This window comes from Dickeya sp. MK7 (assembly GCF_000406305.1).
Taxonomy (GTDB): domain Bacteria; phylum Pseudomonadota; class Gammaproteobacteria; order Enterobacterales; family Enterobacteriaceae; genus Dickeya; species Dickeya fangzhongdai.
This window is the reverse complement of record NZ_CM001984.1, coordinates 3,048,920-3,074,992: the sequence shown is the minus strand read 5'-3', so window position 1 is coordinate 3,074,992 and position 26,073 is coordinate 3,048,920. Positions and strand designations below refer to the sequence as shown.

At 58.2% G+C, this 26,073-nt stretch carries 21 protein-coding genes; 17 read left to right on the top strand and 4 right to left on the bottom strand.

Annotated elements, in window-relative coordinates; translation table 11 throughout:
• Positions 1–5: 5 nt before the first annotated feature.
• The 14 genes from mltG to DXXMK7_RS13140 all read left to right on the top strand — a co-directional run bounded on the left by mltG (position 6) and on the right by DXXMK7_RS13140 (position 13,093).
• Positions 6–1,037 (top strand): endolytic transglycosylase MltG, encoded by a 1,032-nt coding sequence (gene mltG / locus DXXMK7_RS13205; RefSeq protein ID WP_038919515.1) that lies wholly within the window; start codon positions 6–8, stop codon positions 1,035–1,037.
• Positions 1,027–1,671 (top strand): dTMP kinase, encoded by a 645-nt coding sequence (gene tmk / locus DXXMK7_RS13200; protein ID WP_038919514.1) that lies wholly within the window; start codon positions 1,027–1,029, stop codon positions 1,669–1,671. Before mltG ends, tmk begins: the two co-directional genes overlap by 11 nt.
• 7 nt (positions 1,672–1,678) lie before the next feature.
• Entirely contained in the window at positions 1,679–2,689 is a 1,011-nt protein-coding gene (gene holB / locus DXXMK7_RS13195; protein ID WP_038919513.1) for a DNA polymerase III subunit delta', read from the top strand.
• A gap of 19 nt (positions 2,690–2,708) precedes the next feature.
• Positions 2,709–3,503 carry a metal-dependent hydrolase gene (locus tag DXXMK7_RS13190; protein ID WP_038919512.1) on the top strand — a complete coding sequence of 265 codons (795 nt, stop codon included), beginning with the start codon at positions 2,709–2,711 and terminating at the stop codon, positions 3,501–3,503.
• A gap of 316 nt (positions 3,504–3,819) precedes the next feature.
• Complete coding sequence (ptsG, locus tag DXXMK7_RS13185) at positions 3,820–5,253, top strand: PTS glucose transporter subunit IIBC (RefSeq protein ID WP_038919511.1); 1,434 nt, start codon at positions 3,820–3,822, stop codon at positions 5,251–5,253.
• 283 nt (positions 5,254–5,536) lie between these two features.
• A complete protein-coding gene (locus tag DXXMK7_RS13180) occupies positions 5,537–6,598 on the top strand; it encodes a malate/lactate/ureidoglycolate dehydrogenase (RefSeq protein ID WP_038919510.1) in 1,062 nt (353 codons plus the stop codon).
• 113 nt (positions 6,599–6,711) lie between these two features.
• On the top strand, positions 6,712–7,062 hold the full coding sequence (gene hinT, locus DXXMK7_RS13175; protein ID WP_013318426.1) for a purine nucleoside phosphoramidase: 351 nt from the start codon (positions 6,712–6,714) through the stop codon (positions 7,060–7,062).
• 7 nt (positions 7,063–7,069) lie between these two features.
• Complete coding sequence (locus DXXMK7_RS13170) at positions 7,070–7,453, top strand: YcfL family protein (RefSeq protein ID WP_038919509.1); 384 nt, start codon at positions 7,070–7,072, stop codon at positions 7,451–7,453.
• Positions 7,454–7,474: 21 nt separating this feature from the next.
• Entirely contained in the window at positions 7,475–8,065 is a 591-nt protein-coding gene (lpoB, locus tag DXXMK7_RS13165) for a penicillin-binding protein activator LpoB (RefSeq protein ID WP_038919508.1), read from the top strand.
• Positions 8,043–8,900, top strand: coding sequence for a phosphotransferase (locus DXXMK7_RS13160; RefSeq protein ID WP_038919506.1), 858 nt, complete (start codon positions 8,043–8,045; stop codon positions 8,898–8,900). The genes lpoB and DXXMK7_RS13160 overlap by 23 nt, the downstream gene beginning before the upstream one ends.
• A 94-nt stretch (positions 8,901–8,994) precedes the next feature.
• Positions 8,995–10,020: a beta-N-acetylhexosaminidase gene (gene nagZ / locus DXXMK7_RS13155; protein WP_038919505.1), complete on the top strand. Its 1,026-nt coding sequence runs from the start codon at positions 8,995–8,997 to the stop codon at positions 10,018–10,020.
• Between the two features lie 34 nt (positions 10,021–10,054).
• Positions 10,055–10,597, top strand: coding sequence for an alpha/beta hydrolase YcfP (ycfP, locus tag DXXMK7_RS13150; RefSeq protein WP_038668043.1), 543 nt, complete (start codon positions 10,055–10,057; stop codon positions 10,595–10,597).
• 294 nt (positions 10,598–10,891) lie between these two features.
• Positions 10,892–12,199: an NAD(P)/FAD-dependent oxidoreductase gene (locus tag DXXMK7_RS13145; protein WP_038919504.1), complete on the top strand. Its 1,308-nt coding sequence runs from the start codon at positions 10,892–10,894 to the stop codon at positions 12,197–12,199.
• 354 nt (positions 12,200–12,553) lie between these two features.
• The gene (locus DXXMK7_RS13140; protein ID WP_038919503.1) at positions 12,554–13,093 is read left to right on the top strand and encodes a glycine zipper 2TM domain-containing protein; all 540 of its coding nucleotides are present in this window, start codon (positions 12,554–12,556) and stop codon (positions 13,091–13,093) included.
• 74 nt (positions 13,094–13,167) lie between these two features.
• On the opposite strand, the gene DXXMK7_RS13135 is transcribed toward DXXMK7_RS13140, so the two are convergent.
• A complete protein-coding gene (locus DXXMK7_RS13135; RefSeq protein WP_038921029.1) occupies positions 13,168–14,241 on the bottom strand; it encodes a LacI family DNA-binding transcriptional regulator in 1,074 nt (357 codons plus the stop codon).
• 303 nt (positions 14,242–14,544) lie between these two features.
• Between DXXMK7_RS13135 and DXXMK7_RS13130 the strand changes: the two genes are divergently transcribed.
• The 3 genes from DXXMK7_RS13130 to DXXMK7_RS13120 all read left to right on the top strand — a co-directional run bounded on the left by DXXMK7_RS13130 (position 14,545) and on the right by DXXMK7_RS13120 (position 19,289).
• Positions 14,545–15,843: an MFS transporter gene (locus tag DXXMK7_RS13130; RefSeq protein WP_038919501.1), complete on the top strand. Its 1,299-nt coding sequence runs from the start codon at positions 14,545–14,547 to the stop codon at positions 15,841–15,843.
• Between the two features lie 28 nt (positions 15,844–15,871).
• Entirely contained in the window at positions 15,872–18,247 is a 2,376-nt protein-coding gene (locus DXXMK7_RS13125; protein ID WP_038919500.1) for a TIM-barrel domain-containing protein, read from the top strand.
• 226 nt (positions 18,248–18,473) lie between these two features.
• Positions 18,474–19,289, top strand: coding sequence for an arylamine N-acetyltransferase (locus DXXMK7_RS13120; RefSeq protein ID WP_038919499.1), 816 nt, complete (start codon positions 18,474–18,476; stop codon positions 19,287–19,289).
• Between the two features lie 40 nt (positions 19,290–19,329).
• Here the strand turns inward: DXXMK7_RS13120 and yegD are convergent, their stop codons facing one another.
• The 3 genes from yegD to mfd all read right to left on the bottom strand — a co-directional run bounded on the left by yegD (position 19,330) and on the right by mfd (position 26,055).
• Positions 19,330–20,679: a molecular chaperone gene (gene yegD / locus DXXMK7_RS13115; RefSeq protein ID WP_038919498.1), complete on the bottom strand. Its 1,350-nt coding sequence runs from the start codon at positions 20,677–20,679 to the stop codon at positions 19,330–19,332.
• A 124-nt stretch (positions 20,680–20,803) separates the two neighbouring features.
• Positions 20,804–22,309 (bottom strand): EAL domain-containing protein, encoded by a 1,506-nt coding sequence (locus DXXMK7_RS13110; protein ID WP_038919497.1) that lies wholly within the window; start codon positions 22,307–22,309, stop codon positions 20,804–20,806.
• A gap of 293 nt (positions 22,310–22,602) precedes the next feature.
• Positions 22,603–26,055, bottom strand: a complete 3,453-nt coding sequence (gene mfd / locus DXXMK7_RS13105; RefSeq protein WP_193745924.1) for a transcription-repair coupling factor — start codon at positions 26,053–26,055, stop codon at positions 22,603–22,605.
• Positions 26,056–26,073: the final 18 nt, after the last annotated feature.

Genomic DNA, 26,073 nt, shown 5'->3' with positions numbered 1-26,073 from the left:
GTGTTATGAAGAGAATAAAATGGGGTCTTGGGATTATTGTTCTGCTGGCGCTCGGTGCCTGGTGGGGCTGGAAACAGATACAGCACCTTGCCGATTCACCGTTGGCTATCAGACAGGAAACCATTTTTACTCTCCCGGCCGGCACCAATCGTGAAGCGCTAAAAGAGCTGCTGGTAGAACAACAAATTATTGGCGCCAGCGGCTGGTTCCCCTGGTTGCTGCATCTGGAGCCGGAGCTGGCGGCGTTTAAGGCCGGGACCTATCGGCTGACGCCTGCGATGACGGTGCGCGACATGCTGGCGTTGCTGGCCAGCGGCAAAGAAGCGCAGTTTTCGCTGCGGTTTGTGGAAGGTTCGCGCCTGAAAGACTGGCAGGAAACGCTGAAGTCGGCGCCTTATCTCAAGCACACGTTGGATGATAAAACACCGCAGGAAATCGCCGAAGCGATGGGGTTGAAAGACAAGCCTAACCCCGAAGGCTGGTTTTATCCGGATACGTATCTGCACACTGCGGGTATGAGCGACAAGTCGATCCTGCAGCGCGCGCACCAGCGGATGACGAAAATGCTCAATGACGTCTGGCAGGGGCGAGACGAAGGGTTACCCTATAAAACCCCGGACGACCTGTTGGTGATGGCGTCGCTGATTGAAAAAGAAACCGCTATTAATGAAGAGCGGCCGCTGGTGGCCTCGGTATTTATCAATCGCCTGCGCGCCGGTATGCGGTTGCAGACCGACCCGACGGTGATCTACGGCATGGGGGACAGCTATAACGGCACCATTACCCGCAGTGCGCTGGAGGCTCCCACGCCGTACAATACCTATGTCATCAGCGGGTTGCCGCCCACGCCGATTGCCATGCCGGGCAAGGCGTCCCTCGAAGCAGCCGCGCATCCGGCCAAAACCAGCTATCTCTATTTTGTGGCCGACGGCAAGGGTGGACACAAATTTACCACCAACCTGAACGATCATAACCGCGCCGTGCAGGCGTATCGTTCCGCGCAGGCTGCCGCCGGAAAGGAAAAGAATGAACAGTAAATTTATCGTAATTGAAGGTCTGGAAGGCGCGGGTAAGACCAGCGCTCATGCGGTGGTGGTGGACACGCTGCGGACATTCGGCATTGATGACATTGTGTTTACCCGTGAGCCCGGCGGCACGCCGCTGGCGGAAAAGCTGCGCGAGTTGATCAAACAGGGCGTGGCGGATGAAAAGCTGACGGATAAGGCCGAACTGCTGATGCTGTATGCGGCGCGCGTGCAGCTGGTGGATAACGTGATTCGACCGGCGCTAGCCCGCGGCGCCTGGGTTGTGGGCGATCGGCACGATCTCTCTTCCCAGGCCTATCAGGGCGGCGGCCGGGGTATCGATGCGCGATTGATGACCTCGCTGCGGGATACCGTGCTGGGCGATTTCCGCCCTGACTTAACGTTGTATCTGGATATTTCGCCTGAGCTGGGGCTTAAACGCGCCCGCCAGCGCGGCGCGCTGGATCGCATCGAGCAGGAGTCGCTGGCGTTTTTCGAGCGCACCCGCGCCCGCTATCAGCAACTGGCGGCGGCTGACGCTTCTATCGTGACGATTGATGCATCCCGCGACCTGGCGCTGGTCAATGCCGACATCCGTCAGGTCTTGTCTGACTGGCTGCGGCAACTGAACGAGCGAGGGGAGTGAGCGACTGATGGAGTGGTATCCCTGGCTGAATGCGCCTTACCGCCAGTTGCTGGCGTCGCATCAGGCGGAGCGCGGCCATCATGCGCTGTTGCTGCATGCTATCGACGGTATGGGCGACGCCTCGCTGGCGTACGCATTCAGCCGCTGGCTGCTGTGTCAGCAGCCGGATGGCGCAAAGAGCTGCGGACGCTGCCACTCCTGTGAGTTGATGAACGCCGGCACCCATCCGGACTGGCATACCCTCAGCCCGGAAAAAGGTAAGCACAGTCTGGGCGTTGACGCGGTGCGCGATGCGTTAGAGCAAGTGTACCAGCGCTCGCGGCAGGGTGGTGCGAAGGTGGTTTGGCTGCCGCAAGCGGAAAGCTTGACCGAAGCGGCGGCCAATGCGCTGCTGAAGACGTTGGAAGAGCCGCCGGCGCAAACCTATTTTCTGCTGGGATGCCGCGAACCGGGACGGTTGCTGGCGACGATGCGCAGTCGCTGCCTGCATTTGTACCTGGATGTACCGGCTGAGCCGCAAGGGATGCAATGGCTGCGCGGACGCGGACATCATGATGAGCTGGCGCTGCAGACCGCGTTGCGACTGGCGGCGGGGGCGCCGCTGGCCGCTGAAGCATTGCTGCAGCCGGATAGCTGGAAAGCGCGTCAGGCGGTTTGCCAGCAGCTGGCGCAGAGCCTGCAGTCCGGTGATGCGCTGGCGCTGTTGCCGGCACTCAATCATGATGACGCCGATCGTCGTATTCACTGGGTGAGTACGCTGTTGCTGGATGCGCTGAAATGGCGCCATCAGGCTGCCGATCAGCGGACCAACCTGGATCAGGCGCCGCTGGCGGCGCAATTGGCGTCACAACTGGGCGACGCCCGCCTGCACCACGGCCTGCGGCGCTGGCTGCACTGTCGTCACCAGCTGTTGTCGGTGACAGGCGTTAACCGCGAATTGTTATTGACGGAACTGTTGCTGGCGTGGGAGACCCTGTTGTCGTCTCCGACGCTGCCGGTGTCGTCATCTTTTTCCTGAATACCGGATACCCTTGATTATGTTGTTAGTTGATTCCCACTGCCACCTTGATGGTTTGGATTATCAGTCGCTGCACAAAGACGTGTCTGACGTGCTGAACAAGGCCCGTGAGCGCGAGGTAGGCTTTTTTCTGGCGGTGGCGACCACCTTACCGGGATTCCGCGCCATGACCGAATTGATCGGCGAACGCGACAATGTGGCGTTTTCCTGCGGCGTGCATCCGCTCAGTCAGGAAGAGCCGTACGATTTCGCCGAGCTGCGCACACTGGCGACCTTACCGTCGGTTGTCGCACTGGGGGAAACCGGGCTGGATTACTATTATCAGCAAGACACCATCCCGCAGCAGCAGGCATCGTTTCGCGAACATATTCGCGTTGGCCGGGCGCTGAATAAGCCGGTGATTGTGCATACCCGTTCCGCCCGTGAAGATACGCTTGCCATCCTGCGTGAGGAAAAAGCGGACGAATGCGGCGGCGTGCTGCACTGCTTTACCGAAGATCGGGAAACAGCGGAGAAACTGCTGGATTTGGGGTTCTATATTTCCTTTTCCGGGATTGTGACTTTCCGTAATGCCGACGCATTGCGCGACGTCGCGCGTTACGTGCCGCTGGACCGGCTGCTGATTGAAACCGATTCCCCGTGGCTGGCGCCGGTTCCCTACCGCGGCAAGGAGAATCAGCCCGCCTACGTGCGCGATGTGGCTGAATATCTGGCTGTACTCAAAAATGTCAGTCTTGAACAGCTGGCATCCACCACTACCGAAAATTTTGCTCGGCTATTCCACATTGATGCAGCGCGGTTGACCGTGGCCTGATACTGGTTGAGAATACGCGAGTTTTTTTTGGCTTCGTAATTAATCGCTGATAATCCCTGCCATTTGCAGCTTGCGCTGTACGGTGGCGGGGTTAATTTTTAGCGTTAGATCACAAACCATAAGACTTCTGATAGTAACGTGGGTTTCCCATGAGTTGAAACGTGACTGCTATCAAACATTTGATGCAACATTTATTTTACTCTGCGTAAAAATTAATGAGGATGCATATCACATCCCGACCGCGTGAAGGATGACCTCCCCACCTTCATGCGAACTGTCAGAAGTAGAAGCACTATTACTCAGGAGCACTCTCTATATGTTCAAGAATGCATTTGCAAACCTACAAAAAGTAGGTAAATCGCTGATGCTGCCAGTATCCGTGCTGCCTATCGCCGGTATTCTGCTGGGCGTCGGGTCGGCCAACTTTAGCTGGCTGCCGGCGGTTGTTTCCAGCGTGATGGCGCAGGCGGGCGATTCGGTTTTTGCCAACATGCCGTTGATTTTTGCTATCGGCGTAGCGTTGGGCTTCACCAATAATGACGGCGTGTCCGCGCTGGCTGCGGTGGTGGCTTACGGCATTATGGTGAAAACCATGGCGGTGGTTGCGCCGCTGGTGCTGCATATGTCGCCGGCAGATATCGCTGCTAACCACATGGCCGATACCGGCGTACTGGGGGGGATTATCGCCGGTGCGATTGCCGCCTACATGTTCAACCGCTTTTACCGCATCCGCTTGCCGGAATACCTGGGCTTCTTTGCCGGTAAGCGCTTTGTGCCGATCATCTCCGGCCTGACCGCCATCATTGTCGGTGTGGCGCTGTCGTTCATTTGGCCGCCGGTGGGCAGCGCGATTCAGACTTTCTCTCAATGGGCCGCTTACCAGAACCCGGTGCTGGCGTTCGGTATCTACGGCATCGTTGAGCGCAGTCTGGTGCCGTTCGGTCTGCACCATATCTGGAACGTGCCGTTCCAGATGCAGGTCGGCGAGTTCACCAACGCTGCGGGTCAGGTGTTCCACGGCGATATTCCGCGCTATATGGCGGGCGACCCGACTGCGGGTAAACTGTCTGGCGGTTTCCTGTTCAAAATGTATGGTCTGCCGGCCGCCGCGCTCGCTATCTGGCATTCGGCTAAACCGGAAAATCGCGCCAAAGTGGGCGGCATCATGATCTCCGCTGCGCTGACCGCGTTCCTGACCGGTATTACCGAACCTATCGAGTTCTCCTTCATCTTCGTGGCGCCGATTCTGTATGTCATCCACGCGGTGCTGGCCGGTCTGGCGTTCCCGATCTGTATTCTGCTTGGCATGCGTGACGGCACCAGCTTCTCGCACGGTCTGATCGACTTCGTCGTGCTGAGCGGCAACGGCAGCAAACTGTGGCTGTTCCCGATCGTCGGCCTGTGCTATGCCGCGGTGTACTACACCGTGTTCCGCGTGCTGATCGCCAAGCTGGATCTGAAAACCCCAGGCCGCGAAGAGTCCGCGTCTGAGCAGTCCGCTCAGGGCAACTCTGAAATGGCGGCGTCGCTGGTTTCCGCATTCGGCGGTAAAGAAAACATCACCAACCTGGATGCTTGTATCACTCGTCTGCGCGTCAGCGTGGATGATGTATCCAAAGTTGACCAGGCCGAGCTGAAGAAACTGGGCGCGGCGGGCGTGGTGGTGGCCGGTTCCGGCGTGCAGGCGATCTTCGGCACCAAGTCCGATAACCTGAAAACCGATATGGACGATTACATCCGTAATCACTGAAATATCCGTAACCACTGACGGATTACGGGGAGTTGACGAAAAGGGGCTACGGCCCCTTTTTTACATTCTGCATTTTTACAGCCCGCTTTTTTATATTCTAAAACGCCTCCCGGCAGGACAGAATCGTTTCCCCTCACCGGAAGTTCGGCAGTAGGATAACTGATGCTGCCGTGCGTGATACGCCCGTTGTCAGTCACGACAGTGGATAACCAACGCCGCTCTGCCCATAACAACATCGTCTATCAGCGGCGTACCACAACATCATTCTTTCAGAGGGAACAGTATGCGGATTTCAGCTGAGCGTTTAACGCAGATAGCCTATGAACTGTTGCGTAACACCGGGTGTGACCACGACGAAGCCGAGTGCGTGGCGCTTCATCTGGTTGGCGCGAATCTCAAGGGGCACGACAGCCACGGAGTCGGCATGTTGCCGGAATACGTCAGTTTCATCGCGCAGGGCATCATGCATCCCAACACCCCGGCCCGTTTGCTGCAGGATGGCGGCGCGGTGCTGCAGTTCTCCGGCGATCGGGGGTTCGGGCAGCGCACCGGGCGCGAAGCGATGCAAGCGGCGATTGAACGGGTGAAGACCACCGGTATCTGCCTGATGACGCTGGCGTCGACCTGTCATCTGGGGCGTATCGGCACCTACGGCGAAATGGCGGCGCAGGCCGGTCTGATTTCGATTCACTTCGTAAATGTCGGCGATATCGCGCCGCTGGTGGCGCCGTTTGGCGGCAGCGAGGCGCGTTTTGGCACCAACCCGATCTGTATTGCCTTCCCGGGCAGCGACGACAACCCCGATTTTATTCTGGACTTTGCCACCAGCATTGTGGCGCTGGGTAAAACACGCGTGGCCTGGCTGGCGGGGAAAACCTTTGATGAGCCGGTGATGCTGGACAGCGACGGACGCCCGAGCGCCGATCCGCGGGTGATGTGGGAAAGCGAGGCGACCGGCGCATTGCTGCCTATCGCGCGTCACAAGGGCGGCGGCCTGATTCTGGCGGCGGAACTGCTGGCGGGCATTTTGTCCGGCGGCGGCACCATTCAGCCGGGCAATGCGCGCGAAGGCGCTATCGTCAACAACATGACCACCATTGTGATCGATCCGTCTAAACTGGTGGGGATGGCGTGGCTGAAGCAGGAGTACGATGCCATGTTGGCGTATGTCCGCGCCTCGCGCTCGCCGGATCCGTCCGTGCCGATTCTGATTGCCGGCGAACCGGAACGTCAGGCCCGTCAGCAGCGTCAGGCTGAGGGCATCGCCATTTCCGAGGGAGAGTGGCGGAAAATTACCGACGCCGGGTGTTCTCTGGGGATGCCGGCGGCATTTTTCGCGGCATAACGCCGGTGCTACGCGTGGCGAGCACCGACAAAGAGAGTTGAAAAGTATTGGATTTATCACTCATACTGCAAGCCGCATCGCTGAACAGCGCTCGTTTTTAAAGGAACTGTGTTATGGCTGAAGAAACCATTTTCAGTAAAATCATTCGTCGGGAAATCCCCGCCGATATCGTGTATCAGGATGAACTGGTGACTGCCTTTCGCGACATCGCGCCACGTACCCCCACCCACATTCTGATTGTGCCGAATGTCCTGATCCCCACCGTGAATGACACCGCGCCGGAGCATGAAGCGGCGCTTGGCCGCATGATCACCGTCGCGGGCAGTATTGCCCGTCAGGAAGGAATTGCGGATGACGGCTACCGTCTGATCATCAACTGCAATCGCCACGGCGGTCAGGAGGTGTATCACATCCATATGCATCTGCTGGGCGGTCGCCCGCTGGGGCCGTTGCTGGCCGGTTGATGCGGTCATGCGCGTATTCTCATCAGGCGCATTGGCCGCCTTGCTGCTGGGCATGTCGCTTGTCGGATGCAGCAAGACGGCCAGTCTGACCATTAATTCCAAACAGACGCTGGTGCTGGACGCCTCGGTGATGGCGGCCGGCATTAGCGCCTCTCGTCCGTCGCTGTCGCGCGGCGGCGCGGGTCAGCAGGCGTCGGCCCGTATCAGCAATACGTCGGGGCAGCCGGTGACGCTGCACTACCGTTTTTACTGGTATGATCAGCAGGGGCTGGATGTGCCGCCGCTGGGTGTCAGCCAGACGGCGGTGATCCCTGCCCATACGGATATCTCCCTTGTTGCCACGCATGCTGACCCGGCAGCCAGCCAGGTACGGCTTTATCTTTTTCTCTGATGCGTGATTGAGAGGACAGACATGAAAAAATATCTTGGCATCGTGCTGATGGCGCTGGTGATTGCCGGCTGTACCAGCCGCGCGCCGCAAACGGAACAACCGGCCACTATCGAGCCCGCCGTCCCCACACCGTCGAAACCGCAGTTGCCGCCGGCAGAAAGTCAGCCATTGCCGACGCCGCCGAAGATTCAGGTCCCGGTGTTGGACTGGTCGGCCGCGGCCACGCCGCTGGTGGGGCAGATGGTGAAAACCGACGGCATCGCCAGGGGCAGCATTTTGCTGCTGAACAAGCTTAAAAATAACACCAACGGTTCGCTGCAGACCGCTCAGGCGACCACCGCGCTGTATAACGCGCTGGCGTCTTCCGGGCAGTTTACGATGGTGTCTCGCGAACAATTGGGTGTTGCCCGGCAGTCGCTGGGATTATCAGAAGAAGACAGTCTGGAGTCGCGCAGCAAAGCGGTGGGGTTGGCCCGCTATGTCGGCGCGCAATACGTGCTGTATGCCGACGCCAGCGGGGACGTGAAGTCACCGGATCTGTCGATGCAACTGATGCTGGTGCAGACCGGCGAAATCGTCTGGTCCGGCAATGGCACGGTTCGCCAGCAGTGAGGCGCTGAACGCGCTGTTGCAGCAGGCTCTGCCGGCGGTAGCGACCGCCGGTTTTTATTTACAGCCGGTCAACGGCCTTAGTCACCAGAGCTGGCGCGTTCATTCTCCGGCCGGGCTGTGGCTGGCGCGCGGCGAAACGCCGCAGGGGCGCCAGCTTGGCACCTCCCGACAGCGTGAATTTCATGTGCTGCGGCACCTGGCCGGGCAGTCGCTGGCACCGCATCCGGTGTGCTGGCGCGATGGCTGGTTGCTGGTGCAGTGGCTGGCGGGCGAGCTGGCCGATGAGCGCCAGTTTGCGCAGGCGGAAGGAGAACTGGCGGCGATGCTGGCGCGTCTGCATCATCAGCCGCGTTATGGCTATCCGTTGCCGTTGAAACGCCTGATGGCGCATCACTGGCACCATATGGACCCAGCCCGGCGCTCGCCGCGTCTGAGGCGCGTCTATCAGCAGGTGGTGGATAAGCCGCTGCCGACGCCGTTACTGATCGCGCCGCTGCATCTGGATGTGCATCCCGGCAACCTGCTGCGTACCGAGGCCGGCTGGCGATTGATTGACTGGGAGTACGCGGCGGACGGCGATATCGGGCTGGAGCTGGCGTTGCTGTTCCGGTCCTGCGAGCTGGATGAAGCGCGTCAGCAGGATTTTTTGCAGGCGTATTGTCGGCACTGGCGCCACCTGCGCCCGGCGTCACTGCGGCGGCAGGCGGCGCGCTGGCAATATTGGGTGGATTATCTGGTGCTGATGTGGTTCGAAGTCCGCTGGCGGCAGACCGCTGAGGCGTATTACCGACAGACGGCTGACGCATTGCGGCGGGCCGCGGGATGGCGCGATTGAGTCTTTCTCTCTGGGGGGCGTTTGCGCGGGCCGTTTGATTATCAGGCCGATTTTTCCATCATGCCGATGTGGCAATCATACAGAAGGGGTGTTTGTGGGGCCGTTAATGTTAGATGTGGCCGGCTATGAGCTGGATGCGGAAGATCGCGAAGTGCTGGCGCATCCGCTGGTGGGTGGCGTGATCCTGTTTAGCCGTAACTTTCACGACGCCGACCAGTTGGCGGAACTGGTGCGTCAGATGCGTCGCGCCTCTCGCGAGCGGCTGGTGGTGTCGGTCGATCAGGAAGGCGGGCGCGTGCAGCGGTTTCGCGACGGTTTTACCGCGCTGCCGGCCGCGCAGTCGTTTGCCGCATTGAACCCGTTGCCGCAGGCGCAACTGCTGGCGGAAGAAGCTGGCTGGGTGATGGCGGCGGAGATGATCGCCATGGATATCGATATCAGCTTTGCGCCGGTATTGGATGTCGGGCACCAGAGCGCGGCGATTGGCGACCGTTCCTTCCACGACGACCCGGACACCTTGCTGGCGGTGGTGGAGCGTTTTATTGCCGGCATGCGTGCCGCCGGTATGAAGGCGACCGGCAAGCATTTCCCCGGTCATGGCGCGGTAACGGCGGATTCCCATAAGGAAACGCCGCGGGACGAGCGGCCGCTGGCGCAAATTCGGGAACGGGATATGCGGGTGTTTCGGGAATTGATCGCTCGCCGGCAGTTGGATGCGGTGATGCCGGCGCACGTGATTTACACCGATGCCGATCCCCGTCCGGCCAGCGGGTCGCCCTACTGGCTGAAACAAGTGCTGCGTCAGGAATTGGGATTTGACGGCATCATCTTCTCGGATGACCTGTCGATGGAAGGCGCGGCGGTGATGGGCGGCTACGCCGAACGCGCGCAGGCGGCGCTGGACGCGGGGTGCGACATGATTCTGGTATGTAACCAGCGTCAGGACGCGATCAGCGTGTTGGATAACCTGTCTCCGGTCAAAGTACCGGGGTTGGAGACGCTCTATCATCGGGGGTTGATCACTCGCCGTGAACTGCTGAATTCATCGCGCTGGAAGCAGGCGACGTCGCAGTTGACGGCACTGAGTGAACGCTGGCAGGCGCATAAAGCCGCCGGTTAATCACCTGCTAAATGAGGCTGGAGGGAAGGCACCGATGATCATTTATTTGCACGGTTTTGATTCAAGCAGTCCGGGTAATCATGAGAAAGTGCTGCAGTTGCAGTTCATCGACCCGGATGTCCGGCTGGTGAGCTACAGTACCCTGCATCCGCGCCATGATATGCAGCATCTGCTCAGGGAAGTGGACAAGATGCTGCAATTGAATGCGGATAACCGCCCGCTGATTTGCGGCGTCGGGCTGGGTGGCTTTTGGGCTGAACGCATCGGTTTCCTGTGTGATATCCGCCAGGTGATGTTCAATCCCAACCTGTTCCCGCAGGAAAACATGGAAGGCAAAATCGATCGTCCGGAAGAGTACGCAGACATCGCCACCAAGTGCGTGGAGAATTTCCGCGAGAAAAACCGCGATCGCTGCATGGTGGTGCTGTCGCGCCACGATGAAATGCTGAATAACCAGCGCAGCGCCTGTTTGCTGGGGGAATACTACGAAATCATCTGGAATGAGAGCGAAGGCCATAAATTCCGCGATATCTCGCCACACCTGCAACGCATCAAGGCGTTTAAATCACTGGGGTGATTTTTCCTCTACACTGTCTTTGTGGCTGTCAAACCCGCGTCAGGCTGGGGTGACAGCCGCTTTCCCTCTGCTGACCTGCTGCACTAACTTGTTGGATCTCAACGTCTAATTCTTCGCTCTGACGATCTGTAACTAAAATAAATTGATATAAATCAATTTTGGTATGACCAAATGACCTTACATGCTATTCTCATCGCATATATCCAATTTTCATTATCATAACCATATGTAATATAAGGATATTATTTTTTACCCTTTATTAACTATTGGTTCACAAATTTTCAGGGGGTCATTTTGACATCATTGCCAATCAAGAAAATCGTGATTGTCGGCGGTGGCGCCGGAGGGCTGGAGCTGGCAACCAGTCTGGGGCATAAGCTGGGTCGCAAGAAGAAGGCGGAAATAACACTGGTGGATCGCAACCACAGCCACCTGTGGAAACCGCTGCTGCACGAAGTGGCGACCGGCTCGCTGGATGATGATATGGATGCGCTGAGTTACCTGGCGCATGCCCGCAATCATCACTTCAATTTCCAGTTGGGTATGATGACCGACATCGACCGCGAGCAGCGTACCGTCCAACTGGCCGAAATCCGCGGCGAGCAGGGGGAACTGCTGGTGGCGGCCCGTTCACTGTCGTACGACATTCTGGTGGTGGCGCTGGGCAGCACCTCCAATGACTTCGGTACGCCGGGCGTCAAAGATCACTGCATTTTCCTGGACAACCCGAAACAAGCCCGCCGTTTCCATAACGAAATGCTCAATCTGTTCCTCAAGTTCTCCGCTTCTCAGGGGCAGCAGGAGAAGGTCAATATCGCGATTGTCGGAGGGGGCGCCACCGGGGTGGAGCTGTCCGCCGAACTGCACAACGCGGTGAAACAGCTGCACAGCTACGGTTTTGACAGCCTCAGCAATCAGGCGCTCAACGTCACGCTGGTGGAAGCCGGGGAACGTATTCTGCCGGCGCTGCCGCCGCGTATTTCTGCGGCGGCGCACCATGAACTGACCAAGCTTGGCGTGCGCGTGCTGACCAAAACCATGGTGACCAGCGCCCAGCAGAACGGCCTGAACACCAAGGACGGCGAGTTTATCGACGCCGACCTGATGGTATGGGCGGCGGGTATCAAGGCCGCCGACGCCATGAAGGACATTGCCGGTCTGGAAACCAACCGGATCAACCAGCTGGTGGTGGAGCCGACGCTGCAGACCACGCGCGATCCGGCTATTTTCGCCATCGGCGACTGTGCGTCCTGCCCACAGCCGGGCGGTGGCTTTGTGCCGCCACGCGCGCAGGCTGCGCATCAAATGGCGTCGCGCTGTTACAGCAACATCCTGGCGCTGATGAATAATCAGTCGCTGAAGCCTTACGTCTACAAAGACCACGGTTCGCTGGTGTCATTGTCTAAATTCAGCACCGTCGGTAGCCTGATGGGCAACCTGATGCGCGGTTCGGTGATGGTGGAAGGACGTATTGCCCGCTTCGTTTACATTTCGCTGTATCGCATGCACCAGATTGCGCTGCATGGCTACATCAAGACCGGCCTGATGATGTTGGTCGGCAGCATCAACCGGGTGATCCGCCCGCGTCTCAAACTGCATTAAGGCCGGATAGCTCTGGTCTGGCGTCTCGGTTGCCCGCTATTCGGCGGGCAACCTGTTATTCCCCGCTATATTGTTCACATCACAGAATAAAATATTGCACTAACACCAACTAAAGGTAAGAAAACTCTCAAATGTGACGGTTTTGTTATCTGTGCAACCCTTTTGAGGTAGAAATCCGATTGAGAGTACCTGGTGGATTAGGCAGACTTCATCACGTCAGGCGGCGTAGCGCGCACGCCGCGCCCCGGAAGGTGGGGCTTTCGGGTTAAAAGCCATCAGCCCGTTATGAGCCGTAAGAGCGCTCAACGCAGGGTGGAGTGGAGGATGCGTGGTTATTTATTCAGGAGGTTTCCTGTGAACAAGTCAATGTTAGCGGGTGTGGGTATTGGTATGGCTGCAGCTCTGGGTGTGGCAGCCGTCGCCAGTCTGGATGTGTTTGCGTCCAGACCGCAGTTTGCACAGGTGCTGACAGCAACACCTATCAAAGAAACCGTGAAAACGCCGCGTCAGGAATGCCGTAATGTCACCGTGACGCACCGCCAGCCGGTACAGGATGAAAACCGTATTGCCGGGTCATTGCTGGGCGCCGTGGCTGGCGGCGTGCTGGGGCATCAGTTCGGCAATGGCCGTGGCCGCGATGTGACGACGGTAGTCGGCGCGCTGGCCGGGGGATACGCCGGCAATCAGGTGCAGGGAAAAATGCAGGACGGTGATACCACCACCTCCACGCAACAGCGTTGCCAGACGGTGTATGACAAATCGCAGAAAGTGCTGGGTTATGATGTCACCTATAAAATCGGCGATCAGGAAGGAAAAGTGCGGATGGACCGCGATCCCGGCACCCGTATCCCGCTCGATCGCAACGGTCAGCTGATTCTCAGTCAGTCCAGCTGATGCGGCGGACAGGCAGGCCCGCGTTGTCACGCTGCTGACCGCGGGCCTGATGCCGTCGATACCGCCCGCCTGACTCATGCATCATATAAATCGGTATCCTGCACCGGCGAGTGGCGCTGGCTGGGCCGAATGCGTTTGACCGAATCTCTCACCGCCAGCGTACCGTTAAGCAGAATATTGCCGGTACCTCGTCCCGGCTGCATCAGCTGAAGCTGCAATAATCTCACCGCCTCTCGTCCCAACTCTTCACGCGGGATCAGCACCGATGTCAGCGGAATATCGTGCACCGCCGCCAGATTGGCGCCATCCATGCTCATGACCGATATATCCTGCGGCACGCGCAGCTTCGCTTTATGCAGCGCATTGACGGCGCCCACCGCCATAAAGTCGCCGCCCGCCAGTATGGCGGTAGGGTACTGTTCCCGCGGGCAGGCGGCCAGAAAATCAGTGACGGCCTGTTCCGTTTCCGCGCTGCCGAAGCCACGGGGCGTCAGTAAATGGATGTCGTCAATAAAAGGCAGGTTGTGCTGTTGATAGGCATCACGAATGCCCGCCAGTCGCCACTCCATGGTGTAGCGCCGCAGGCACAGCAGGGTCAGGATCTGACGGTGCCCCTGATCGATCAGATAGTTGGCGGCAAATTCGCCGATAAGCTGGTGCGCAGGCGACACGCCGGACAATTTCATTTTATTGTCGAGACAGTTGACCAGCACGCAGGGTTTGTTCAATTCGGCCGCCAGCGCGTGAATATAAGGATCGTCAATGCCGATCAGAATGGCGCCTTCGGTTTCCGGCGACGACATTTTTTCCAGAAACAGCGCCGCATCGCTGTCGTTTTCCGCCAGCCCGCAGTAGCGCAGGCGTACATCGTGCGAGTCCAGCGAGTCGAGAATCCCTTCCAGTACCTTATGGTAGAAAATATCCGCCCGGCGATTAAAAGCGCGCTCCGGCGCGAACACCGTCAGGCTATTAAGCAGCAAGCGGCCGGTGGCCAGATGATCCATCACGCCGTATTGCCGGGCAGAGGTCAGAATTCGCGTCCGTGCCGCATCGCTGGTATTGGATTTTCCCGCCAGCACCCGGGAAACGGTACTGACGGAGAAGCCGGTCTGCATGGCGATTTCACGAATTTTGAGGTTTTTTTTCATTTTGTGATCCCGTTCAATTTGAATCGTGAAAAAATTTTCATCACCAGAAAAATGGCGGCAGCCGGCGGATGAATGGCCGGAAATAATATATTTCGACGCTACCATGAAAATAGTTGCAAAAAAGTGAGTATCTCCGGCTTTTTAATTTTTCTACGCTGAATCGGTCGTGATTCTTCAGGCGTCATCACGCCGCGGAATACGCCGTCGCGACATAAAAATACTTATAAAAATCTGAAAATTAGAACATCAGGATGGTGTTGCGCCGGGAGGCGTTTCACTGTTGTCTGCCGCAAGGAGATCACCATGAGTCTCGACGTTAATTCCTCGCCCGTCATCAATGAAAAACGAAAGTTCAAACAATTGCGCTGGTGGATACTGGCGTTATTTCTGTTTGGCGTCACCGTTAATTATATTACCCGCAATTCGCTGGGTATTCTGGCGCCCGAATTAAAAACGGTGCTGAATATTACCACCGAGCAATACTCCTGGATTGTCGGCGCTTTTCAATTGGCCTATACGCTATTTCAGCCTTTATGCGGATGGCTGATCGACGTGATTGGATTAAAGCTGGGCTTCATGATCTGCGCCGTGATTTGGGCGCTGATGTGCCTGCTGCATGCCGGCGCCGGGAGCTGGGTGCAGCTTGCCATTTTGCGTTTCATGATGGGTGGAGCTGAAGCGGCGGCCACGCCGGCCAACGCCAAAACCATCGGCGAGTGGTTTCCCCGCCAGGAACGGCCCATCGCCGCCGGTTGGGCCGGCGTGGGCTTTTCCATCGGTGCGATGCTGGCGCCGCCCATTATCGTGGTCGCGCACTCCGCGTTCGGCTGGCAAGGGGCATTCCTGTTTGCCGGGGTGCTGGCGATGTTGTGGGTGGTGTTGTGGTGGCTGTTTTACCATAACCCGGGAGAACACCCGCGCCTGAGCAAGGAGGAACTGGCGTTTATCCGTCAGGACAATGAGCCGGAGCCGGTGAAACAACCGTTTTTTACCGCTATGAAAACGGTGATGAAAAACCGCCGTTTCTACGGCATCGCCATTCCCGCGTTTATGGCGGAACCTGCCTGGGCGGTGCTGAGTTTCTGGGTACCGCTGTACCTGGCCAAAGAGCGTGGCATGGATTTGAAGCAAATCGCCATGTTCGCCTGGCTGCCGTTTCTTGCCGCCGACTTCGGCAGTATCGCCAGCGGTTACCTGACCCGGCTCTACGCCCGGTGGTTTGGCTGTTCACGCATCAACTCGGTGGTGGGCAGTTCGGTAACCGGCGCGTTTCTGATGCTGTCGCTCGCGCTGGTCAGCGTGACCGAAAATCCCTATCTGGCCATCATCCTGATTTCGATTGGCGGATTCGGCCACCAAATCATTTCCTGCATGCTGAGCGCCGTCGTGGTGGATTCGTTCGATAAAGGCCAGATGGCGACGGTCAACGGTATGCGCGGCGCCAGCGCGTGGATTGCCAGCTTCCTGTTTTCACTATTGATTGGCGTTACCGCCGACAGGATTGGCTTCAGTCCGCTGTTTGTCGCCATGGGCTTTTTTGATTTATTCGGCGCGCTGTTCCTGATTGCGTTCATCGCGGAACGTCGCCAGCGCGCGCACTGACAGAACTTCCGAATAGATGAGTGATGCTATGAAGACATTGAAACATTGGGTATTGCACCATCAGGCCGAGGATCGGGTTGAACTGCTGGTGGACGGCGCACACCGCTTTTTGTTGTACGTGCTGGCGCCGGGGCTGATGCGGGTACTGATTAAACAGCATGGGGAACTGCGGTTGAATCGCACCTGGAGCATCACGCCGCAGCAGGACGTACCGTGGCAGGGCAGGGAACGGGAGAGCAGCGAGGGATTTACGCTGCCGGGCTATACGCTAAGTTGGCAAGGCGATGCCTTGCAGATCAGCACCGGGCCATTGCGGGTGACGGTGCATCAGCCGCTGTGGCTGGCATGGGAATACCTTGATGCGCACGGGCAGTGGCAGCCGCTGGCGTCCGATCGGCCGACCGGCGCCTATCTGCTCAATATGCACGGCGACGGCGTGGCGCACTATCAGCGGCGTACCCCGCAGGAACGCTGCTACGGGCTGGGGGAAAAGGCGGGTGATTTAAACCGCGCCGGTCGTCGCTTTGAATTCCGCAATCTGGATGCGATGGGCTATAACGCGCAAAGCACCGATCCGCTCTACAAGCATCTGCCGTTCACCCTGGTCAATCAACCGGGGGCCAGCTACGGCGTGTTTTACGACAATCTCAGCACCACCTGGCTGGACCTGGGCAACGAGATCGATAATTACCACCCGGCCTACCGGCGCTATCAGGCCGACGCCGGGGATCTGGATTATTATTTTCTGCTCGGCCCCGCCATTCTCGATGTAACCAAAGCCTTTGTCCGGCTTACCGGCAAAACCTGTTTCGGCCCCAAATGGAGCCTCGGTTACAGCGGGTCCACCATGCATTACACCGACGCGCCGGACGCTCAGCAACAGCTGTTGTCCTTTATCGAACTGTGTCGCCGGCATGCGATTCCGTGCGATTCGTTCCAGCTCTCGTCCGGCTATACCTCGATTGGCAACAAACGTTACGTGTTCAACTGGAACTACGACAAAGTGCCGCAGCCGGAGCAAATGAGCCGGGCATTCCATGATGCCGGTATGCACCTGGCGGCCAATATCAAGCCTTGCTTGTTACAGGATCACCCCCGCTATCAGGAGGTGGCGGCCAAAGGGCTGTTTGTGCGCGATTCGCAGTCGGACAACCCGGAACGCTCCAGCTTCTGGGACGACGAAGGCTCCCATCTGGATTTCACCAATCCGGATACCGTCGCCTGGTGGCAGGAGAACGTGACCCGGCAACTGCTGGAAAAAGGCATCGACTCCACCTGGAACGATAACAACGAATTTGAGATCTGGGACGGCGAAGCGCGCTGTCATGGCTTTGGTCAGCCGATTGCCATCAAGCATATCCGTCCACTGATGCCGCTGCTGATGATGCGCGCCTCGATGGAGGCGCAGCAGCGGTTTGCGCCGACGCTGCGGCCTTATCTGATTTCGCGCTCCGGCAGCGCCGGCATGCAGCGCTACGTACAGACCTGGAGCGGGGACAACCGCACCAGTTGGCAGACGCTGCGCTACAACACCCGTATGGGGGTCGGCATGAGTCTGTCCGGTCTGTATAACGTGGGCCATGATGTGGGCGGTTTCGCCGGCAATAAGCCCGATGCCGAGCTGTTTGCGCGCTGGGTGCAAAACGGGGTGATGCATCCGCGGTTTACCATTCACTCGTGGAATGACGACGCCACGGTCAACGAACCCTGGATGTACCCGGCGGTGACGCCGATTATCCGTGACGCCATCCAACTGCGTTATCGGCTGTTGCCGTATCTGTATACCCTGCTGTGGCAGGCGCATGCGGATGACGAGCCGATGTTGCGCCCGACCTTTTTGGATCACGAGCATGACCGGCGTACCTTCGGGGAAACCGACGATTTCATGCTGGGACGCGATCTGTTGGTGGCGAGCGTGGTGGAGCCGGGACAACGCCGGCGCGAGGTCTATCTGCCGGATAATGGCGACGGCTGGTATGACTTTTATCGCGGCGGCTGGTTCAGCGGCGGGCAAACCGTGACGCTCGATGCGCCGCTGGAACGGTTGCCGTTGCTGGTTCGGGCCGGAGCGATGCTGCCGCTGTCGGCGCGTACGGATTTCACCTGCCCGGCGGAAGATGACCAGCGCACCCTGTTGCTCTTCCCGCTGACGGGCAATGGCGTGCAGCAAGGGCTATTGTTTGAAGATGACGGAGAAACGCATCGCTGGCGCGACGGACAGGCGTTGTGGCTGCGTTGGGAGGTGTGTTGCAGCGCCCGGCGTATCGATATCACCTTCCGCCCGGAAGGCGCCTTCATTCCGGCGTGGCGGATGGTGACCATACAGCTACCGCCTGACGAACGGCGCGCACTCTATATCAACGGCGAGCGCAGCGCGCAGTATCGGTTGCCAGCCAACGGCTAACCCGACGGGCGGCGCGCGCCCGGTTGGCTGATGCGCCGCCCCGTGACCGATCTCGCCTTATTGCCTGCCGGATGCGGCGTCCCGTTTATCAATAGGCAGCGAAGGGGTATTATCAATCGCACATTGGAGGTTTTATACCGTCATACTTCAAGCTGCGGGTGTATTGGCCTTCCTGCAACCTGAAGTATGACGGGGATAGGCTTTTATTCAGGCACCGGGAAGACATATGCTGGATAATTCAGAAGTTCAACGCTATCTGCAACGTATTGGCGTCAGTTCATTGCCCGCGGAGCCGGCTTTACTGCTGCATCAGCTCCATCTTGCTCATCTTACGCACATTCCGTTTGAAAACCTGGATGTGGTGTTCGGGAAACCGATACGCCTGGACCCTTCCGCCATCTATCGCAAGATCGTTGATGAGCGACGCGGCGGGTTCTGCTACGAACTCAACTACGGATTTTATCTGCTGCTGAAGGCATTGGGGTTTGACGTGCAACTGCTGTCCGGTCAGGTGTGGAACGACGACGGTCATTACGGGCAGCCATTCGATCATCTGTTTCTGAAAGTCGAACTGCCGCAGGCGGCGGTGATCGCCGATATCAGTTTCGGCGATTCGTTCTGTGTGCCGGTGCCGTTGTCTGGCGCGGTGTCCCGCGAAGATCGGGTCAGCTATCGGGTGGCGGCCACGGATGACGGCTACCAGTTGCAGCAACTGACGGCGGGCCACGCATGGAAACCGCAGTACAAGTTTACGCCGCAACCCCGACAGCTGGAGGAGTACGCCGACATGGCGCATTACCACCAGACCTCGCCGTCGTCGCCTTTCACCAGCAAATCACTTTGTACCCGCGTAACGCCGCAAGGGCGAGTGACGTTATCGGACAACCGTCTGATCGTGACCCGACATGGGCAGAAAAGCGAACGAAGGATCGACAGCCATCGTGATTATCTGGACTGCTTGCAACAGCAATTCGGGATTATGCTGACCGACGATTACGACAGCCAGCGCTGGTTTGAACGCCTCACGACAGCCGTGTCCTGAGGCGTTTGACGAACGGAATACCGTTTATCGGCACCGTGTTTTAACGGAACAGTGTCTCGGCCCAGCGAGCCAGCCCGGCGGTGACGGAACCGAAGTCGTCGCCGCTGGCGATCGGCACATCGGGCAGACATTCGCTGATGGCGGCGCGCAGCAACGGCGAGCGGGCGCTGCCGCCGGTCAGGTAAATCACATCCGGTCGGGTCTGACTGTTTTTCTGGGCCTGAATGAGCTGCTGTTTGATGTGTTCCAGCGGCTGGGCGATCGCCTCTTCCAGTTGATTCACGCTGACGCGGGTTTCCAGATCCGGCGCGATAAACGGCAGGCTAGCCTGTGAGGTGTCGGCCTGCGACAAGGCGATTTTCTGCTCTTCCGCCAGCCTAACCAAACGGTAGCTGAGCCGCTGGCGCCATACCGTCAGCAGGCGCTCTACCCGGTCGGGTTCGCGCGCATCGCGGATCAAATCGCGCAGCAGCTTGCCGCAGGCGCTGCTGTAGAATTCCGCCTGCGCCGGCACGTCGTTGATGGCGACGGCGTTCCACCAGGGCAACACCGGCAGCGCGGTGCCTTTCTCGGTGATGCCGTTCATCCCCAGCAGCGGGCAGAACTGCCGAAACGCCAGCATGATGTCCAGATCGTTGCCGCCGACCCGACAGCCGCTGTGACCCAGCAGACTTTCCTCGCGTTCGCGGCGGGCGCGCCAGTCTGGCCCCATCAGCAGCATCGAACAGTCGGTGGTGCCGCCGCCGATATCCACGACCAGCACCCGTTTTTCCTGCTGCAGCGTGGCTTCGAAATCGAGGCCGGCGGCCACCGGTTCAAACTGGAACGCGACCTGCCGGAACCCGGCGCGTTGCGCCGCCCGTTCCAGAATGCCTTGTGCCTGACGGTTGGACTCTTCGCCGCCTATTCCCTGAAAGTTGATCGGCCGGCCAATCACCGCCTGCTCGATCGGCTGGTCGAGCTGTTGCTCGGCCTGCTGGCGAATGTGCAGCATCATGGTGCAGACCAGATCTTCAAACAGCGCTATTTGCTGGGCTTTCAGCCCGGTGGCGCCGAGAAACGATTTGGGCGATTTCACGAACCACACGTCTTGCGGGTCATCCATGTAATGCGCCAGCGCCGCCAGCCCGAACCTGACGCTGTCCGGCTGAACCCGAATATCTTCCTCACGGTTGTGGTTGATGGCGCGTTGCAGCAGTTGGGCGTTTTCACCTTCCGCCGTGACCTGATGATGCCGCCACAGCCATTCGCTGACCGCCTCGCGGCTGGGCGCGCACAGCATCGACTGCAAATAGGGCGACTGTTGCTCCAGCCGCAGCAAGCGCGGCGTTCCGTTTTCCATTACGGCCAGCGAGCAGTTGGCCGTACCATAGTCAAAGCCGACAAACATTGTTTTTTTATCCCCATGCCAGTAGAGAAGGGGCGGGAATTTACCGCTTGTCTCCGAGCTTGTAAAGACGGAGGGACGGATAAACCGTGTTTATCGTCAGACGTCGGTGAAGCGACACGCTGGCTCAGCGTTTGCTGAGCCAGGTTTGCGCCAGTTCGTCAAACGGCAGCGGTCGGGAGAAAAAATATCCCTGCATGAAATTGATCTGTTTGCGAGATAGAAACGCGGCCTGATATTCGGTTTCCACCCCTTCGGCGACGGTCATCAGGTTCATCTGTTGCGCCAGATCGATAACGCAGTTGACCAGCGTGCTGGATTGCGGATCGTCCTCGTCGATCATGCTGACAAACGACTGATCGATCTTGATGACGTTCACATGCAGTTTTCTGAGATAGTCAAAATTGGAATAGCCGGTGCCGAAATCGTCCAGCGCGATCAGCACGCCGGCGTCGCTTAGTTTTTTGAAGAAGGCGATAGTCTCCGGTGTAATTTCGATTTTTTCCCGCTCGGTAATTTCAATGATCAAATGCACTTTTTTCTCGCCAAAAGCGGCGATGAAGTTCTGACAGTCGGTAATAAAATCGTCGGACTGGCAGTGTTGGGCGCTGATATTGATGCCGATATGCAAATGGTCCGGCAGGGTGTCGAGATGGGATGTTAAATCGCGCACTACGCTGCTCATTAACGAGCGGGTCATCGGGATAATCAAACCGCTTTGTTCACACAGCGGAATAAAAATATCGGGGGAAATAAAACCGCTCTTCGGGTGATGCCAGCGCGCCAGCACTTCCACACCGTAAATTTCCTGTGATTCGGTGGCGATAACCGGCTGGTAATAGGGCAGCACTTCCTGATTTTCGATGGCGCGTCGAATGCCGTCGTAAGGAGAGTTGAAACGTGTCGAATATTTATAAGCCAGAAAACCGGAGCCGAGGGCAATCAGGAACACCACCAGCAACGTCATTTTTTCCTGATCCCAAAAGTCGGCAAGAGAATATTTGTCGTCGTGGGGAAAAAGGATGGAAAAGTGGTAGCGGCTGGAAGGGATAATGACAAAATTACGCGAATCGTCGGGGTTAAATGCCGATACCTTATTATCACGCGATATCCAGGTATTGCCGACCAGTAAATACAGGTCCCGCCGCTTGCTGAGTAGATCCAGCACGTTGGTTAAATGCTGGCCATGTATCGCCACGCCGATGCTGCCGTCCGCCGTGGTGCCGAGATACATAATCAGCGTCCTTTCCGGCGTGACGGAGTTGCCGGCCAGCAGCGCCAGTTCCCGCATATGAAAGCGTCCCAGCGACGCCGGGCGATTATCCACGCCATACAGCGACGAACAGTACACCACATCATTTTTTATCAGGCTGACGGTACGCAGATGGCTGGCGATCGCCGCCGTCATATTCAACTGCCGGATGACGTCAGGCGTGCAGGACTGAGCCAGTAGCGGTTTGCTGTCTTCCACCGCATCTTTAGCTTCGTTGAGAATTTCCTCGATATTTCTAACTGCTCTTTCCGCATTGGCGTAAGCGCTCTTACGCTCAGCACGATAGTCCTGGTAGTAAATAGCACATAAGCCCACGGCGAACATCGCTAAAAAGGTCAAAAAAGCGATTAGTTTATTCATTTGTGTGTGGCCCTTTAGCTGACCTTATAGTTTTTCTATACCCGTTACATTTTAAGTTGCAGGTGTGTTGGCTTTATTACTCGGCCCTCCCTGGACCTTGCCTCTGCGGGGCTGCTGCACGCTGCGTTCAACTCTGCTTACTGTTGAGTTGTCGTTCCCCCGTCACTGATTTGAATAAGCGCCTGGGGGTTCGCGCGGTTGCCGCCTTCCTGCAACTCGAATTACTTGGGTATATATCGGCGGTTATTCCTTTGATTTTAGTCGGGCCATCACAAATTAGGGCAGAAAAATAATCAGGCGGCACACGTATGCTGCGCCATCTCCTCCAACAGGGTGGTGATAAACGTCAGCCGTTGCGGATATCCATTCAGATCCTTGATGAATTTCAACCGGCTGGGGCCATCCAGACGATAAACTTTTGGGTCGCGCTGCAGCAGGCCGATCAGATGGGTGGGATCGACGCGATTATGCTGGCTGAATTCGACAAAACCGCCCTTGTCGTTACCTTCGATACGCTTGATGCCCAGTATTTGCGCCTGCTGACGCAAACCGGCTACCTGCAACAGATGGCGGGCGGCGTCCGGCAGTTTGCCGAAACGGTCGATCAGTTCGGCCTTCAGGTCATCCAATTCGTTGTCGTTTTTGGCGCTGGCGATACGTTTGTAAAACGACAAGCGGGTATTGACGTCCGGAATGAAGTCGTCCGGCAACAGGGCCGGCAAACGCAGTTCCACGTCGGTCTGGCTGCTGATCAGGTCTTCCAGCGATGGCTCTCGTCCAACTTTGAGCGACTCCACCGCACTTTCCAGCAGGTCCATGTACAGCGAGAAGCCGACGCTTTCCATCTGGCCGCTCTGGTCTTCGCCGAGCAGTTCGCCCGCGCCGCGAATTTCCAAATCGTGGGTGGCGAGGGCGAAACCCGCCCCCAGATCTTCCAGCGAGGCGATGGCTTCCAGCCGTTTGTGGGCGTCGCTGCTCATCGCCTTGGGATTCGGCGTAAGCAGGTAAGCGTAAGCCTGATGGTGAGATCGCCCGACGCGGCCGCGCAGCTGATGCAACTGCGCCAGACCGAAGTGGTCGGCGCGTTCGATGATGATGGTATTGGCGCTCGGAATATCGATGCCGGTCTCAATGATGGTGGTGCATACCAGCACATTGAAACGCTGGTGATGGAAATCGTTCATCACCCGCTCCAGATCGCGCTCGCGCATCTGGCCGTGGCCGATGGTGATACGGGCTTCCGGCACCAGCTCGTTCAGCCGTTGGGCGGCTTTCTCGATGTTTTCTACGTCGTTGTAGAGGTAGTACACCTGCCCGCCGCGCAGGATTTCACGCAGGATAGCCTCACGCACCACCAAGCTGTCGTACTCGCGCACAAAGGTTTTGACCGCCAGACGGCGCGCCGGCGGCGTGGCGATGATCGACAGATCGCGGATGCCGCTCATCGCCATGTTCAGGGTACGCGGAATCGGCGTCGCGGTGAGCGTCAGGATATCGACGTTGGCGCGCATCGCCTTGATACGCTCTTTGTGGCGCACGCCGAAGCGGTGCTCTTCATCGACGATCAGCAACCCCAAATCCCGCCAGCGCACATCGCTTTGCAGTAATTTGTGGGTACCGATCAAAATATCCACCTTGCCTTCCTGCGTTTGCTCCAGCACCTGGGTTTGTTCTTTCTGGCTACGGAAGCGGGACAGCATTTCAATGCGCACCGGCCAGTTGGCGAAACGATCGCGGAAATTGTCGAAGTGCTGCTGAGCCAGCAGGGTGGTCGGCACCAGCACCGCCACCTGCTTGTGGTTTTCCACCGCCAGAAACGCGGCGCGCATCGCGACTTCGGTTTTGCCGAAGCCGACGTCGCCGCACACCAGACGGTCCATCGCCAGCGGGCGGCACATATCGCTCAGCACGGCGTTGATGGCCTGCGCCTGATCTGGCGTGGTATCAAACGGGAACCCCTGACAGAACAGCTGATACTGTTCCCGGTCGTGTTTGAAGGCGAAGCCGGTGTGAGCGGCGCGCTGGGCATAGACATCCAGCAGTTCGGCGGCCACGTCACGCACTTTTTCCGCCGCTTTCTGCCGCGCCCGCGTCCAGGCGTCGCCGCCCAGCTTGTGCAACGGCGCGCTGTCCTCGGCGCCGCCGGCATAGCGGCTGATAAGATGCAAAGACGACACCGGCACATACAGTTTGTCTTCGCCGGCGTAATGCAGAATCAGGTATTCCGCCTTGATGCCGCCCGCTTCCAGCGTGGTCAGCCCGGCATAACGGCCGACGCCGTGTTCGAGGTGCACCACCGGCTGGCCCGGGCGCAATTCCGCCAGGTTGCGGATCAGGGTATCGGTGTTGATGGTGCGGCGGCTGTCCTGGCGGCGACGGCTGACGCGCTCGCCCAGCAGATCGCTTTCGCAGATCAGGGTGCGCTGGCGCAGGGTATCAATAAAGCCGTGCTCGCTGGCGCCTATCATCAGGTAGCAACCCGGCGACGCCGTCTGCTCCAGGCTCTTCACCGGCGCAGGGGACAACTTGATACGGGATAGCAACTCCTGCAACGTTTCCCGGCGGCCTTCGCTTTCCACGGAAAAGACAATCTGCCCGCCGAACTGCTCCACGAAACGGCGCAGCGCATCCAGCGGCGATTTGTTCTGGTGCTGGACAGCCAGGTCCGGCAACGGCTGGTAACCCAGATTGATATTGGCGGCTTTATCCGGCAGCGTGTCGCTGCGCAGTTGTACGCGCGGCCATTGTTTGAGTTCGCCAAACAGCGAATCAACCGGCAACCACAGCGTATCCGGCGGCAACAGCGGGCGCATTGGGTCGACCCGGCGGCTGTCATGGCGCTGCTGGATATCCTGCCAGAAACGCTCGGCGCCTTGCTGAATATCGCCGGTATTAACCAGCAGCGTATCGGCCGGCAGATAGCTGAACAGCGCCGGCAACGGCTGACTGAAGAACAGCGGCTGCCAGTATTCGATCCCGGCGGGCAGGGTGCCTTTGCTCACCTGCTGATAGACGTGCTCGGCGTCGCGCCTGACCTCAAATTGCTCGCGCCACTGGCTGCGAAACAGCTCAATCGCGGTTTTGTCGGTAGGGAACTCGCGTGCCGGCAACAGATGAATGTGTTCGACTTCATTCAGCGTGCGTTGGGTATCGGCGTCAAACAGGCGCAGGCTGTCGATTTCATCGTCGAAGAAATCGATACGGAACGGCTCTTCGCTGCCCATCGGAAACAGGTCGAGCAGCGCGCCGCGGGTGGCGAACTCGCCATGCTCCATCACCTGATCGACGCTGCGGTAACCGGCCTGTTCCAATTGATTGCGCAGCCTATCGCGCGACAGACGCTGGCCTTTTTTCAGCATCAGCGCATGGCCGTGCAGGAACGCGTGCGGACACACTTTCTGCATCAGGGTATTGACCGGCAGGATCAACACGCCGCGCGTCAGCGAGGGTAACTGGTACAGCGTGGATAAACGGGCGGAGATAATTTCCTGGTGGGGCGAGAAACTGTCGTACGGAAGGGTTTCCCAATCCGGCAGCATCATGACCGGCTGAGCGGTAAACTGCCGAATTTCGTCGCGCAACCGCAGGGCATTCTGCATGTCAGGGGTAATCAGCACCACCAGTCCGGCGTGACGTTCAACGATCTCGGCGCATTCGACGGCGCAGGCTGCGCCGGTAAGCTGACCTAACAGGCGTTGTTCACCCGCTTTGCCAGGCAAGGTATAGCGATATTGTTCAGGCATCATCCGATTATCAGGTCTCGA

Bases quoted from the DNA above. Each gene is read 5' to 3' on its own strand.
- DXXMK7_RS13125 (WP_038919500.1), top strand. From the start codon at position 15,872: ATGAAGACATTGAAACATTGGGTATTGCACCATCAGGCCGAGGATCGG.
- yegD (WP_038919498.1), bottom strand. From the start codon at position 20,679: ATGTTTGTCGGCTTTGACTATGGTACGGCCAACTGCTCGCTGGCCGTA.
- ycfP (WP_038668043.1), top strand. From the start codon at position 10,055: ATGATCATTTATTTGCACGGTTTTGATTCAAGCAGTCCGGGTAATCAT.
- DXXMK7_RS13135 (WP_038921029.1), bottom strand. From the start codon at position 14,241: ATGAAAAAAAACCTCAAAATTCGTGAAATCGCCATGCAGACCGGCTTC.
- DXXMK7_RS13180 (WP_038919510.1), top strand. From the start codon at position 5,537: ATGCGGATTTCAGCTGAGCGTTTAACGCAGATAGCCTATGAACTGTTG.
- mfd (WP_193745924.1), bottom strand. From the start codon at position 26,055: ATGATGCCTGAACAATATCGCTATACCTTGCCTGGCAAAGCGGGTGAA.
- DXXMK7_RS13190 (WP_038919512.1), top strand. From the start codon at position 2,709: ATGTTGTTAGTTGATTCCCACTGCCACCTTGATGGTTTGGATTATCAG.
- DXXMK7_RS13170 (WP_038919509.1), top strand. From the start codon at position 7,070: ATGCGCGTATTCTCATCAGGCGCATTGGCCGCCTTGCTGCTGGGCATG.
- mltG (WP_038919515.1), top strand. From the start codon at position 6: ATGAAGAGAATAAAATGGGGTCTTGGGATTATTGTTCTGCTGGCGCTC.
- holB (WP_038919513.1), top strand. From the start codon at position 1,679: ATGGAGTGGTATCCCTGGCTGAATGCGCCTTACCGCCAGTTGCTGGCG.
- tmk (WP_038919514.1), top strand. From the start codon at position 1,027: ATGAACAGTAAATTTATCGTAATTGAAGGTCTGGAAGGCGCGGGTAAG.
- lpoB (WP_038919508.1), top strand. From the start codon at position 7,475: ATGAAAAAATATCTTGGCATCGTGCTGATGGCGCTGGTGATTGCCGGC.
- DXXMK7_RS13120 (WP_038919499.1), top strand. From the start codon at position 18,474: ATGCTGGATAATTCAGAAGTTCAACGCTATCTGCAACGTATTGGCGTC.
- DXXMK7_RS13160 (WP_038919506.1), top strand. From the start codon at position 8,043: ATGGCACGGTTCGCCAGCAGTGAGGCGCTGAACGCGCTGTTGCAGCAG.
- hinT (WP_013318426.1), top strand. From the start codon at position 6,712: ATGGCTGAAGAAACCATTTTCAGTAAAATCATTCGTCGGGAAATCCCC.
- DXXMK7_RS13130 (WP_038919501.1), top strand. From the start codon at position 14,545: ATGAGTCTCGACGTTAATTCCTCGCCCGTCATCAATGAAAAACGAAAG.
- DXXMK7_RS13110 (WP_038919497.1), bottom strand. From the start codon at position 22,309: ATGAATAAACTAATCGCTTTTTTGACCTTTTTAGCGATGTTCGCCGTG.
- ptsG (WP_038919511.1), top strand. From the start codon at position 3,820: ATGTTCAAGAATGCATTTGCAAACCTACAAAAAGTAGGTAAATCGCTG.